Raw genomic sequence first — 12,348 nt, 5'->3', positions numbered from 1 at the left:
CGCTGCGGGCCGGTTACTCGGCCGCGGCCGGTTCGTTCTGCTGCGGGCCGGTTCCTCGGCCGCGGGCCGGTGGGGGCCGGTCGCGCAGTAACCCGCGCCCCTGGGGGGTGGGGCGCGGTGTCCCTGGGGCTCAGGCTGCTCGGCCGAGGAGGGCCGTCGCCTCGGACAGCAGTACCGGCAGGGCCGGCTGCATGCGCCGGTGCATGTCGGTCAGCCGGCCCGCCTTGCGGCCGCGCTTGATCAACAGGGCGGTCGCGGCCGACTCCTTGTACTTGGTCAGCGCCTCGAACCAGGGCAGGTCCGGGAGCGGGCCGCCCCGCGCCTCCTGGTAGGCGTCGATCAGCTCCGCCTTGCCCGGCATCCCGGTCGGCTCCCGCGACGGGGACGCCGGGTGGCGGGCCTCGTCGGTGAAGAAGGTCAGCCAGGTGATGTCGACCCGGGGATCGCCGAGCGACCAGATCTCCCAGTCGATGACGGCGTTGACCGCGTCCGCGTCGCACAGGGTGTTGCCGAGCCGGTAGTCGCCGTGGGTGAACACCGGCATCATCGCGGCGGGCATCGTGGCGCGCAGCCGCTCCTCGACCGCCTCGTAGCCGGTGCGCAGGTCCTCGGGCACGGTCGTGAACGCCCGGGTCCAGCGGTCGATCTCGGCGCCGAGGGTGACGACGGGCTCCACGGCCAGGGCGGTCCGCTTGGGGTCCACCCGATGCAGGTGCGCGAGCATCCGGGCCGCGTCGAGGGCGCGGGCCCGTACCTGCCCCGCGGGAACGGTTCCCCGGGGCACGAGCACCGGCTCCACGCACTGACCGGGCACGAGCTCCATGGCCACGAAGGGCTGACGGGCCGTCGGCGCCCCCCGGTCGGAGAACAGCACCTTCGGCACCCGCACTCCGGGCACACCCGCCAGCAGCTGCATCAGCCGCGCCTGGCGCAGTACGTCCCGGTTGCGGACCGGTTCCAGGCCGGGCGGGGCCACCTTGAGGACGACGCGTCCGTAGCCCGCCGGGACACCCGCCAGCGCGGCCACGTAGGTGAGGCTGGAGGTGCCGCCGGTGAGCGGTTCGACCGACTCCACGGTGGCCCCGGGAGCCCAGTCGCGGACCGCGACGGCCGTGCGTCGCGCCAACTCCTCGGTCGGTTCGGTGCTGTTGGCGATGGCGGTCATGGGTCTCATCCCTGTCGGCCGACGGCCGCCCGGCAGTGTTCGGCGGTCAGCGGTCAGCGGTCAGCGCCTCGACGATGTCGCGGCGTACGAGCTTGCCGGTCGGGGTACGGGGCAGTTCGGGCCAGCGGGTGATGCGGTCCGGCGTCTTCGAGCCGCGCAGCGTGCCGCGCACCTGCGCGCGCAGGGCGTCAGCGTCGGTCGCCACTCCGTCGCGCAGGACGACCACCGCCTCGATCCGCTGACCCCACTCCTCGTCCGGGACGCCGACGACGACCGCGTCGAGCACGTCCGGATGGTCCAGCAGGACGTCCTCGATCTCTGCGGGCGCGATGTTCTCGGCACCGCGGATGATCGTGTCGTCGGCCCTGCCCTCGATGTGGAGATAGCCGTCCCGGTCGATGCGGCCCTGGTCACGGGTGTGGAAGAAGCCCCGCCCGTCGACCGCGGAGCCCTGCCCGGCGTACTCGCCCGACACCTGCTCGCCGCGCACCCAGATCTGCCCGGTCCCGCCGGGGGCCGCGACCGCGCCGGACGCGTCGCGGACCTCCAGCTCGACACCCGGCACCGGCAGCCCGGCCGAGCCGAGCCGGGCCCGCACCACCGGATCGTCGCTCGCCACGGCCGTCCGGTGGTCCCGCGGCCCCAGGACCGTGATCGTGGACGAGGTCTCCGTGAGCCCGTAGGCGTTGACGAAGTCCACCTGCGGCCAGACGCGCAGCGCCGTCTCGATGACCCGCACCGGCATCCGTGCTCCGCCGTAGGCGAGCGCGCGCAGCGACGGCACCGACAGGTCGAGACCGCCCGTGTCCATGATGCGGGCGAGCATCGTCGGCACCACCATCGCGTGGGTGATCCGCTGCTCCCGTACGAGGCCGAGCCAGCCGTCCGGCGTGAACTGCTCCAGGGTCAGGGTCCGGCGCCCCGCGTACAGGTTCGTCAGCACGCCGGAGACGGCGGCGATGTGGTACGGCGGGACGCTCACCAGGGCCGCCGCGTCGGGGTCGGCTCCGGCGAACTCGACCGTGCCGAGCACGTACGACACCAGGTGGTGGTGGCGCAGCAGCACACCCTTGGGCGCGGAGGTCGTCCCGCTCGTGTAGATGAGCACGGCGGGCGGTGCGGGCCGGGGCGGCACGGGGTGGGCCCGATCGTCGTCGGCGGCGGGGCGGCCGGAGTTCCGCGCGGCCAGGGCCAGCCACTCGGCCGGGCTGTGCGCCGACAGCCCGGCGCGTCGCAGCGCCTCGCCGTGCTCCGGGTCGGCGATGCCCAGCGCGCGGGGGTGGTTGGCCAGCAGCGCGTCGAGCTGGGCCTCGCCCAGGCGGTAGTTGACCGGCACCAGGGGGACTCCGGCGCGGGCCGCGGCGAACAGCGCGACCGGGAGGGCGGGACCGTTCGCCGCGAGGTACACGATCGCGTCGGCGTCGGCCGCCCGCACCAAGTGCGCTCCGCCCACGGCCAGTTGGCGCAACCGCCGGGCGGTCAGCCCGTCGTCCGCGCGCCCGATGACGACCCGGTCGCCGAAACCCTCGGCGGCCATGTCCGACAGCATCGATATGTTCACGGGGCCGCCCCGCCCCTCAGTCCGAGGCCGGGAGCGGCTTGGCGCTCTTCACCGGCAGCGGGACGCCGTTCACCGCGAGCGTGCCCGGTCCGGGCTTCGTGCAGAGGAGTTCGAGGCCGAGGTCCTCGGCGGCGTAGCGCTTGCCGAGCAGCGAACCGCCCGGCGGTTCGGGGTCGGCGGTGCCGGTGGCGGCAGATCCGGTCCCGGTGCCGGTCCCGGCCCCCTCCACCATGGCGGCGCCGCCGCACGTGATCTCCAGCTCCTCGTCCGGGCACCTGACGACGATCACCACCGTCGGATCGACCGTACTGGCGAGCATCTGCCCCACGCGTGGCCTCATCGCAGTGTCCTCCGCGGCTCTCGTGGTACCGATCAGTGGCATCGAGCAACCAGAGAAAAGTATACTACTTTCCTCGATCGCGTCGAGAACGGAGCTGTTGGATGGAACTCAAGACCGTCCTGTTCGAGGTGACCGGCCACGTCGCCACGATCACCCTCAACCGGCCCGAGGTCATGAACGGCTTCAACCAGCGGATGCTGGAGGACTTCGCCACCCTCTGGCGCACCGTCAGGACCGACGACGACGTGCGCGTCGTCGTGTTGCGCGGCGCCGGTGACCGGGCGTTCTGCACGGGCATGGACGTGAAGGAGGGGATCGACCGGCACTCCAACGCCTGGTCGCAGACCGATCCCGGGGAGTACCTCTCGCCGAAGCTGAACCAGGTGTGGAAGCCGCTGGTGTGCGCCGTGCACGGGATGGCCGCCGGCGGCGCCTTCTACTGGCTCAACGAGGCCGACATCATGATCTGTTCGCAGGACGCCACGTTCTTCGACCCGCATGTCAGCTACGGACTCACCGCGGCCCTGGAACCGATCGGGCTCGCCCGGCGCATCCCGCTCGGCGAGGCGCTGCGCATCGCCCTGCTCGGCCTGGACGAGCGCGTGTCGGCCGCCCGTGCCCTCCAGATCGGCCTGGTCAGCGAGGTACTGCCACGCGAGGAACTGTGGGACAGGGCCGACGGGATCGCGCGCCTCATCGCCGCCAAACCGCCCGCCGCCGTCCAGGGCACCGTCCGGGCGATCTGGGAGTCGCTCGACTCGACCCGCACCCAGGCGCTGCGCACCGGGCTGTCGTACACCCAGATCGGAAACCCGGTCGGGAAGGCCGGGGTCGACCGCTCCGCGGTCCCCCGGGGGCGGTGGACACTGCGCTGAGCCTCCCCTAGCCTCTCCTAAATAAGTGTACTTTTTTGCGGGTACACGAACCCAGCTTCAGGCATCCAACGGGAGGCTCTCATGCGGTTCGGCATGCCCTGGCCCGGCCGGGACGTCGGACGGGAGGCGGAGCAGGCGGGCGTCGGCGCCTTCTGTGCCGGGGAGTTCGCCGATCACGACGCCTATCTCACCGTGGCCGACATCGTGGCGAACACCGAACACGCCCTGGCGGGCCCCGCCATCGCCTACGCGTTCGCCCGCACCCCCTACGCGCACGCCACCGCCCTGCGCCAGTTGCACGCCCGGGCACCGGGCCGGCTGTTCCTCGGCCTGGGCAGCGCGGCGTTCCGGATCAACCGGGACTGGCTGGGCGTGCCCGCCGAGCGTCCGGTGGCCCGGATCGCCGAGACCGTCGGTGCCGTCCGGGCCTGGCTGCACGCCGAGAACGGTGACCGGGTCCGCTACTCCGGCGAGTTCTACGCACTCGACGCCGACGTCCGCGCTCCGGTGCTCGGCCGGCTGGACATTCCCGTACTGCTCGCCGCGTTCAACACCCGGATGGCCGCCACCGCGGGCCGGGTCGCCGACGGTGTCGTCGGGCACGGGCTGTTCACCGCTTCCTGGTGGAACGAGGTGGTCCGCCCCTCGGTCGCGGGCGGCACGGGCGAAGGGGACCGGGCCGGCGCGCGTCCGCTGGAACACGGCTGGATCATCACCGCGGTCGACGACGCCGCACCCGAACGCGCCGTCGCCGACGCCCGGCGGATGATCGCCTTCTACCTCACCGTCAGGACGTACGACCCGTTCGTCGCCCACCACGGCTGGGAGGAGCCCGTCGCCCGGCTCCGGGCGGCGTTCCGGACCGGTGACACCGACGCCATGGCGCGCGCCGTGACCGACGAGATGCTCACCGGGATCGCCGTGTGCGGGACGACCGCCGACGCGAAGGACACCCTCGCGCGCCGCGCCGGTTCGCTCCCCCGCGACGTCGGCTACTTCGCACCGCCGAGCTTCATGGTGAGCCACCGGCGCCGGGCCGCGTACGCCAGGGCGGCGCTGGCCCTGGTCGGCGCCGTGCCGGAGCCGGCCTGACCCGGCGCGGCGCACCGGCCCCGGAGCGCGACCGCTCCTGACCCGGTGCGCGGCCCGGTCGCGGTCAGGCGTCCTCGGTGACGGGGGCCAGCTTCTTGCTGGTGTCGAAGTGCACGACGCCGGCGAGGGTGCCGCCCAGGATGGCCGCGCGGTCCTCGTCGGAGACGGTGTCGTCGAAGTTGTCCGCGATGCACTCGGCGCTGCTGCGGAAGGTGCCCTCGGCATGGGGGTAGTCGTTCCCCCACATGACCGTCGAGACTCCGGTGATGTGGCGGGCCTTGACGGCGGTCGGGTCGTCCGCGAACTGGACGTGGATCTGGCGCCGGATGTACTCGCTGGGCTTGAGGGGGTAGGGCCACTTGCCGTTGACGGTGAACAGCCGTCCCATGGCCGGCTGCTCCTTCGGCGAGCGGCTGTCGTCCCAGAAGCCGAGCCACCAGTCGGGGTCCTGGCCGATGCCCGTCCGGAAGGACTTGTCCATGAAGCCCATGTAGGAGACCAGCCAGCCGGCGCTGAACTCGATCAGGTTGAAGTGCAGTCCGGGGAACCGCTCGCAGACGCCGCCGCCGACGAGGTCGGCGATGATGCGCTGCGGGCTGGAGAAACCGGCGGCGGAGTTCTGGAGCCGGCCCGAGACCATGTCGTCGGTCAACTGGCCCTTGCCCATGTTGACGGCCGTCATCATGCTCCGGACGGTCAGCGCCGTCTCCGAGGTGCTCTCCTTCGTCTTCACCCCGCCGGTGGCGACGTGGATGAAGACCGGCATCCCGTTCGCCTGGGCGGCCGCCCACAGCGGGTCGTACGACCGTGACGCGTACGGCACGGGCGGGGTCTCCGGGATCAGGATCGCGCCCAGCCCGAGGCGCGCGCACCGCTCGATCTCGGCGACGGCCTCGGGGATGTCCGTGACGGGGATCGCCGCTGTCGGGCGCAGCCGGTCCCGGTACGGGAGGAACCGCTCGGCGATGTAGTCGTTCCACACGCGCGCGTGCGCCATCGACAGCTCGTGGTCGTCGGTGAACAGGACGAAGAGGGAGAGGTTGGGGAACATCACGGAGGCGTCGACGCCGTCGAGGTCCATGTCCCGGATGATGTGCTGCGGCTCGCCGTCCGGGGTCTGCCCGCCGAACTGCCGGTACTTGGAGATGGTCCAGCCGTCGTATCCGATGGTGTGCAGCTTCTTGAACTCGGTGTGGCCGCCCTCGACGATCGGCTCGTCGAGCGTGAACTCCTCTTCCCAGAGGGCCCGTTCCCTGAGGTGCTCGGGCAGCCGGGTCTTGAAGAGATCGACCGGCTCGATGATGTGCGAATCACCGGACACGACAAATTCCTTGAACACAGGCGGTACCTCTTTCGAACCTCGTCGTTCGTTGCAGAACCCACCCCGCGGATGGTGCCGAAGTTAGCTGTACCGACCGGTCCAGTCAATGATTCAGCATACGGATTCACCGAGCGGCCGAGGCCTCGAAACCTGACAGAACGCTGACACAGAGCCGATGGCACTCCCCCCTTCTGTCGAAGTCGTAATTCAGTACACTCAAAAGGAAGACGTCCGCAGGCGACCAGGAGACGGCACATGGTGACGACGTACTCGTTCTCTTCGCGGCTCTACATCGACGGGCGCCGCACCGACGGCCGGTCGGACACCCCGGTGACCGTCCGCAACCCGGCGACGCAGGAGAGGGTCGCGGAGGTCCCGGGCTCGTCGCCCGCGGATGTACGCCAGGCCGTCGAAGCGGCCCGGCGCGCCTTCGACGAGGGCCCCTGGCCGCGGCTGAGGCCCGCGGAACGGGCCGCCGTCCTGCTGCGCATGGCCGACGAGATGGAGCGTCGGCTGCCCGAACTCGTGGCCGTCAACATGGCGGAGGCGGGCTCGGTCCGCGCGCTGGCCGAGACCCTTCAGACCCGGGTCCCGGTGGCGCATCTGCGCGACATGGCCGAGCGGGTGATCCCGGCCTTCGCCTGGGAGCGCCCGATGGACGCGACGATCGCGCCGGGCATCGGCATCTCCCAAGGGGTGCTGCGCCGCGAGGCGTTCGGCGTGTGCGCCCTGATCTCCGCCTACAACTTCCCGTTCTTCCTCAGCATGATGAAGGTGATCCCGGCGCTCGCGGCGGGCTGCACGGCCGTACTGAAGCCGGCGCCCGCCACTCCCCTGGAGTCCCTGCTGATCGGCGACTTCGCGGACGCCGCCGGACTGCCGCCGGGCGTGCTGAACATCGTCACCGGCGATGTCGAGGCGGGCCGCGAGCTGACCACCCACCCCATGGTGGACCTCGTGAGCTTCACCGGGTCGGACACCGTCGGACGCATGGTCTACGCCCAGGCCGCCGCCTCCCTGAAGAAGGTCGTCCTCGAACTAGGCGGCAAGTCGGCGGCCCTCGTCCGCGCCGACGGCGACCTCGGCGGCGCGGTCCGCTCCGCGCTCTCCGGTATCACCACCCACGCCGGGCAGGGCTGCTCCCTGCTGACCCGCACGCTCGTGCACGAGTCCGTGCACGACGAGTTCGTCGACCGGCTGAGCGCCGCCCTCGCCGAGGTCAGGGTCGGCGATCCGGCCGACCCGGCCACCACCATGGGCCCGCTGATCAGCGAAGCGCAGCGGGACAGGGTCGAGAAGCTGATCCGGGTCGGCGAGGAGGAGGGAGCGCGCCTCGTCCACGGCGGCGGACGTCCGGCGGGCCTCGACCGGGGCTGGTTCGTGGAACCGACCCTCTTCGCCGACGTCGCCAACGACATGACCGTCGCGCGTACGGAGTTCTTCGGACCGGTCGGCGTCGTCATCCCGTTCGCCACGGACGAGGAGGCGGTGCGGATCGCGAACGACAGCCCGTACGGCCTCGGGGGCGCCGTCTGGAGCGCCGACACCGCGGCCGCGTACGAGATCGCGTCCCGTATCCGGGCCGGCGGTGTGACGATCAACGGCGGCAGCGCCGGGGTGAACCCGCGAGCCGCGTTCGGCGGCTACAAACAGAGCGGACTCGGCCGGGAGTGGGGCGAGTTCGGACTGGACGAGTACCTCCAGACCAAGACGGTCAGCTGGGCCGCCCGCTGAGCACCCGACCGCGATCGTGACACAATTCAGAGCACTTAAATTGGGGGAAGCGGGGCCCAGTACCTGCTGAATCTGTCACGCTTATCGACCGAACGAACAATAGAGGATACCTTACCTTCGTGGACTTCGAGCTCAGCGAGGAGCAGGGCATGCTGCGCGCGGCCGCACGCGAGCTGCTGTCGGACCGGGCCCCGATGGCGCACGTACGGGCCTGGGCGGATCGCGACGAAGACGTCGACCCGGAGGTGTGGCGGCTGACGGCCGGCCTCGGCTGGCCCGGTCTGGGCCTGCCCGAGGAGTACGGCGGCTCCGGCCAGGGCCTGGTGGAACTCGCGCTGGTCGCCCAGGAGATGGGGCGCGCGCTCGGGCGGGGTCCGCTCGCGCCGACCGCGATCGTCGGCCGGGCCCTGGCCGCCGCGGGGCCGCCCGAGCTGCGGGCCGCGGTACTGCCCGCGCTCGCCACGGGATCGGGCTGGGCCACCTGGGCCTTCGCCGAACCGCGCGCCCCCTGGTCCCTCGACGGGATCCGCGCCACCGCCCGCACCGACCGGGACGCGATCGTGCTCGACGGGGTCAAGACGGCGGTGCAGGACGCGGGCGGCGCCCGCTGGCTCCTGGTCACCGCACGTCATGACGGGGTCCCCGGGTCGTTCCTGGTGGACCGGTCGGCTCCCGGCGTCACCGTCCGGCGGCAGCGGACCCTGGACCTGACCCGCTCGTTCCACGAGGTCCGGCTCGAGGGCGTACGGGTGCCGCCCGCACACCGTCTCGCCGGCGGACCGGAGGAGATACAGCGGCTGCTCGACGAGGCGTCGGTGCTGCGGTGCGCCGACGCCCTCGGGGCGATGGAGCGGATGCTGGAGCTGACCGTCGGACACACCACGTCGCGCGTGCAGTTCGCCCGGCCGATCGGGACGTTCCAGGCCGTCAAGCACGCGTGCGCCGACATGGCGCTGCTGGTGCACGGCGCCCGCGCCGCCACGGCTTACGCGGCGATGGCCGCCGACGCGGGCGCCGTCGACGCCGCCCGGGCGGCCTGCGCCGCCGCCTCGTACACCGCGGCCGGGACCGGCGAGGTCGCGGCCCGGGCGCTCCAGCTGCACGGCGGCATCGGCTTCACCTGGGAGCACGACCTCCACCTCCACCTGCGCCGGGCCAGGGCCGACAGCGTGCTGTACGGCGACGCCGCCGTGCACCGCGACCGGCTCTGCACCCTCCTGCGGCGGCCCCCCGCGTCCGCCTGAACCGACGACCCGAAAGGTTCCCGATGGAGATCAAGGGCAAGAAGGCCGTGGTGTTCGGCGGTGCCTCCGGCATGGGCCGTGCCACCGCCGAGCTGCTCGCGGCCCGCGGCGCCGACGTCGCCGTGCTCGACCGTCCGGCATCGGCGGGCGAGGAGGTCGCCGCCGCGCTCGGCGGCAGCTTCCATCCCGTCGACGTGACCGACTTCGAGGCGACCGGGAGCGCGCTGGACGCCGCCGTGGCGGCCCTCGGCGCGCTGCATGTGTCGGTCACCACCGCCGGCGGCGGCAGCGTACGGCGCACGCTCGGCAAGGACGGTCCGCACGACCTGGAGACCTTCCGCCGGGTGCTCGACCTGAACGCCGTCGCCACCTTCAACATCAGCCGGCTGGCCGCCGCGCACATGAGCCGCAACGCACCGGAGGATCCCGAGACCACCGGCGAACGCGGCGTCATCGTCAACACGTCGTCGATCGCCGCCTTCGAGGGGCAGATCGGCCAGGTCGCCTACTCGGCCGCCAAGGCGGCGATCGCCGCGATGAGCCTCACCATGGCCCGCGACCTCGGCTCGCTCGGCATCCGCGTCGTCGCCATCGCGCCCAGTCTGTTCGAGACCGGCGCCACCGAGCGGATCCCCGCCGAGAAGCTGGCCGCGCTGGTGCGGGACGCCGCGTTCCCCCGGCGTCCGGGCCGCCCCGAGGAGTACGCCAGGCTCGCCCTGGCGATCATCGACAACCCCATGCTGAACGGCCAGTGCCTGCGTCTGGACGCGGGCCAGCGGTTCGGCCCGAAGTGAGGTTCTGATGCCGGACAACCAGGTGCTGACGCCACAGGACACCGCACTCCAGGGCAAGGTGGCCCTCGTCACGGGAGGGGGCCGGGGCTTCGGCAAGGCGTTCGGCGCGGCGCTCTCGGCGCTCGGCGCGCAGGTGGTGCTCGCCGACATCGACGGCGCCGCCGCGGCCGGGGCGGCGGCGGAACTCGACCCACGGGGCGGCCGGGTGACGGGAGTCGCCTGTGACGTGGCCGACGAGGACCAGGTCGGCGCGGTCGTGAGCGAGGCCGCCGAACGCCACGGCGGACTCGACGTCCTGGTCAACAACGCCGGCCTGCACGCCGCCTACAACAGGCCGTTCACCGAGCTGGGCCTCGCCGACGTACGACGGGTGCTCGACGTCAACGTCATGGGCGTCATCATCTGCTCCCTCGCGGCCCGGGAGGCGATGAAGGGCCGCGCCGGCGCCTCCATCGTCAACATCTCGTCGTCGGCGGCCTACGCGAACCGCAGCGTCTACGGCGTGTCCAAGCTCGCCGTGCGGGGCCTGACGGTGTCCTTCGCCCGCGAGTTCGCCGCCGACGGCATCAGGGTCAACGCGATCGCGCCGGGCCTGATCCTCACCGACACGGTGCGGGCCCAGCTGTCGCAGGCCGAGGCGGACCGTGTCCTCGGGGAACAGATCCTCCAGCGGGAGGGCCGGGAGCAGGACGTCGTCGAGGCGCTGCTCTATCTGGTCTCGTCGAGGGCTTCCTTCGTCACCGGGGAGACGCTGCGCGTGACGGGCGGGTTCGCGCTCTCGGTCTGACGTCGGCACAACGCCGGTGGCCGTGCCCCGCGAGGTGGATCGCGGGGCACGGCCTCTGTGGTGCGGCTGTCCTACACGGTCACCGGTTCGGCCTCAGGCTTCCCGGCCAGCTCCTTCTCCTCGGACGTGATCGCCTTCAACAGCACGTACGGCGTGGCGACCTTCCAGAAGACGTACGCGATCGAGGGGATCAGGTACGCGAGAAGTCCGTCCCAGGCGAGCGGTCCGGTCCGGTTGAGGAAGACGAAGGCGCCCGGGATGAGCAGCACCCCCAGCGCCATACTGAGCCAGCCGTACCAGCGCGGGAAGACCGGCTTCTCCCGGGTGTGGTCGATGAAGGCGGCGTATCCGATCGACCAGACCTGGAGGACGAAGACGCAGGCGTTGCCCACGAACATGAGCCAGAAGGTGTCGGTCATCGCGGACAGGACGTCGGCGGAGTGGATCTCCGGTCGGTAGGCCGCGGCGGCGAGGATCGCGAGCGGGAAGAAGAACCCGGCCGGGGCCATGATGCCCGTGGTGAGCTGGATCATGGACAGCATCCCCCAGCCGCCCTCCACCCGGCGCAGCTGCATGCTCGTCACGATGACGTACGGGTACTCGAACGGGATGAGCAGAACCATCAGGGACACACAGGTGAGGATCCCCGTGCGATGGTCCTTGAGGAAGGCGACGATGTCCTCGGGGCTCTCCGTAGGGCTCATGGGCGGGGCGAGATCGCCCACGGCGAACGCGGCGAAGAATCCCACGAAGAGGATGACACCGCACCACGCCGACACTCTTTGCAGTCTTGTGTAGAGGTCCTTCTTCATCTGCGGCTCCTTATTTCGCCGACTGCTGTCGACCGATCTCGTCCCACCCGACGAGCCTGTCGAGCAGCAGCGCCGCGCTCGACAGGTAGTCGCCGTATCCGCCCCGGAAGAACAGCAGCGGGGTCTTCATCGACTCGACGCGCAGATCGTGGACCCGTCCGACGACGAGCAGGTGATCGCCGATCTCGACGACCTGCTCCACCGTGCAGTCGACCCACGCGACGATTCCGTCCAGGACCGGGCTGCCCAGCGCCGACGCCTGCCAGCTCGTGTCCGCGAACCGCTGCCGGGCCGATCCGGCCGCCAGCTTGCGCGACAGCCGCTCCTGGTCACCCGCGAGCGCGTTGGCGCAGAAGCGGCCGGCGGTCCTGATCGTCCTCAGGGTCGTGGAGGAGCGGTCGACCAGGAAGGACACCAGGGGCGGGGTCAGCGACACGGAGGTGAAGGTGCCCACGATCATCCCGTGCGGCCGGGCTTCGGCGTCCGTGGTGGTGATCGCGACCACGCTCGTGGGGAAGTTGCCCAGGACGTCGCGGAATCGGCGCCCGTCGATCGCGTCCGTCGTCCGGGGACGCGTCACGCCGTCGCTCATACGGCCTCCTCGCCTCTGCGATCTCACCGGG

The 12,348-nt window shown here is 71.8% G+C and carries 12 protein-coding genes; 6 read left to right on the top strand and 6 right to left on the bottom strand.

The genetic code is table 11. The annotated features are described in order from the left end of the window. Window positions 1-130 precede the first annotated feature (130 nt). Genes OG736_RS35800 through OG736_RS35790 form a run of 3 tightly spaced genes read right to left on the bottom strand, consistent with a single transcriptional unit; the run spans window position 131 to window position 3,066 of the window. Entirely contained in the window at window positions 131-1,165 is a 1,035-nt protein-coding gene (locus OG736_RS35800; protein ID WP_327186092.1) for a phosphotransferase family protein, read from the bottom strand. A 46-nt stretch (window positions 1,166-1,211) separates the two neighbouring features. Then, window positions 1,212-2,726 carry a class I adenylate-forming enzyme family protein gene (locus OG736_RS35795; RefSeq protein ID WP_327186091.1) on the bottom strand — a complete coding sequence of 505 codons (1,515 nt, stop codon included), beginning with the start codon at window positions 2,724-2,726 and terminating at the stop codon, window positions 1,212-1,214. Window positions 2,727-2,742: 16 nt separating this feature from the next. Then, window positions 2,743-3,066: a hypothetical protein gene (locus OG736_RS35790; RefSeq protein ID WP_327186090.1), complete on the bottom strand. Its 324-nt coding sequence runs from the start codon at window positions 3,064-3,066 to the stop codon at window positions 2,743-2,745. 101 nt (window positions 3,067-3,167) lie between these two features. Between OG736_RS35790 and OG736_RS35785 the strand changes: the two genes are divergently transcribed. Both OG736_RS35785 and OG736_RS35780 read left to right on the top strand, forming a co-directional pair. Next, entirely contained in the window at window positions 3,168-3,941 is a 774-nt protein-coding gene (locus OG736_RS35785) for an enoyl-CoA hydratase/isomerase family protein (protein WP_327186089.1), read from the top strand. Window positions 3,942-4,022: 81 nt separating this feature from the next. Continuing rightward, window positions 4,023-5,033, top strand: a complete 1,011-nt coding sequence (locus OG736_RS35780) for an LLM class flavin-dependent oxidoreductase (RefSeq protein ID WP_327186088.1) — start codon at window positions 4,023-4,025, stop codon at window positions 5,031-5,033. Window positions 5,034-5,097: 64 nt separating this feature from the next. On the opposite strand, the gene OG736_RS35775 is transcribed toward OG736_RS35780, so the two are convergent. Then, window positions 5,098-6,354 (bottom strand): amidohydrolase family protein, encoded by a 1,257-nt coding sequence (locus OG736_RS35775; protein WP_327186087.1) that lies wholly within the window; start codon window positions 6,352-6,354, stop codon window positions 5,098-5,100. Window positions 6,355-6,609: 255 nt separating this feature from the next. Here OG736_RS35775 and OG736_RS35770 point away from each other — a divergent pair, with 255 nt between their 5' ends. From OG736_RS35770 to OG736_RS35755, 4 genes are all read left to right on the top strand, one after another. Next, on the top strand, window positions 6,610-8,088 hold the full coding sequence (locus OG736_RS35770; RefSeq protein ID WP_327186086.1) for an aldehyde dehydrogenase family protein: 1,479 nt from the start codon (window positions 6,610-6,612) through the stop codon (window positions 8,086-8,088). 119 nt (window positions 8,089-8,207) lie between these two features. Next, entirely contained in the window at window positions 8,208-9,332 is a 1,125-nt protein-coding gene (locus tag OG736_RS35765) for an acyl-CoA dehydrogenase family protein (RefSeq protein WP_327186085.1), read from the top strand. Between the two features lie 23 nt (window positions 9,333-9,355). Continuing rightward, a complete protein-coding gene (locus OG736_RS35760) occupies window positions 9,356-10,126 on the top strand; it encodes an SDR family NAD(P)-dependent oxidoreductase (RefSeq protein ID WP_327186084.1) in 771 nt (256 codons plus the stop codon). Window positions 10,127-10,133: 7 nt separating this feature from the next. Next, the gene (locus OG736_RS35755) at window positions 10,134-10,913 is read left to right on the top strand and encodes an SDR family NAD(P)-dependent oxidoreductase (RefSeq protein ID WP_327186083.1); all 780 of its coding nucleotides are present in this window, start codon (window positions 10,134-10,136) and stop codon (window positions 10,911-10,913) included. Between the two features lie 71 nt (window positions 10,914-10,984). On the opposite strand, the gene OG736_RS35750 is transcribed toward OG736_RS35755, so the two are convergent. Both OG736_RS35750 and OG736_RS35745 read right to left on the bottom strand, forming a co-directional pair. Next, a complete protein-coding gene (locus tag OG736_RS35750) occupies window positions 10,985-11,725 on the bottom strand; it encodes a hypothetical protein (RefSeq protein WP_327186082.1) in 741 nt (246 codons plus the stop codon). 10 nt (window positions 11,726-11,735) lie between these two features. After that, window positions 11,736-12,317, bottom strand: coding sequence for a flavin reductase family protein (locus OG736_RS35745; protein ID WP_327186081.1), 582 nt, complete (start codon window positions 12,315-12,317; stop codon window positions 11,736-11,738). Between the last annotated feature and the right edge of the window lie 31 nt (window positions 12,318-12,348).

It is taken from the genome of Streptomyces sp. NBC_01334 (assembly GCF_035983595.1).
Lineage (GTDB): Bacteria > Actinomycetota > Actinomycetes > Streptomycetales > Streptomycetaceae > Streptomyces > Streptomyces coriariae.
This window is presented reverse-complemented; position numbering and strand designations above follow the sequence as displayed.

Excerpts from the sequence above, each read along its gene's own strand:
- OG736_RS35785 (WP_327186089.1), top strand. The coding sequence starts at position 3,168 with ATGGAACTCAAGACCGTCCTGTTCGAGGTGACCGGCCACGTCGCCACG.
- OG736_RS35750 (WP_327186082.1), bottom strand. The coding sequence starts at position 11,725 with ATGAAGAAGGACCTCTACACAAGACTGCAAAGAGTGTCGGCGTGGTGC.
- OG736_RS35770 (WP_327186086.1), top strand. The coding sequence starts at position 6,610 with ATGGTGACGACGTACTCGTTCTCTTCGCGGCTCTACATCGACGGGCGC.
- OG736_RS35800 (WP_327186092.1), bottom strand. The coding sequence starts at position 1,165 with ATGACCGCCATCGCCAACAGCACCGAACCGACCGAGGAGTTGGCGCGA.
- OG736_RS35755 (WP_327186083.1), top strand. The coding sequence starts at position 10,134 with ATGCCGGACAACCAGGTGCTGACGCCACAGGACACCGCACTCCAGGGC.
- OG736_RS35790 (WP_327186090.1), bottom strand. The coding sequence starts at position 3,066 with ATGAGGCCACGCGTGGGGCAGATGCTCGCCAGTACGGTCGATCCGACG.
- OG736_RS35760 (WP_327186084.1), top strand. The coding sequence starts at position 9,356 with ATGGAGATCAAGGGCAAGAAGGCCGTGGTGTTCGGCGGTGCCTCCGGC.
- OG736_RS35780 (WP_327186088.1), top strand. The coding sequence starts at position 4,023 with ATGCGGTTCGGCATGCCCTGGCCCGGCCGGGACGTCGGACGGGAGGCG.
- OG736_RS35745 (WP_327186081.1), bottom strand. The coding sequence starts at position 12,317 with ATGAGCGACGGCGTGACGCGTCCCCGGACGACGGACGCGATCGACGGG.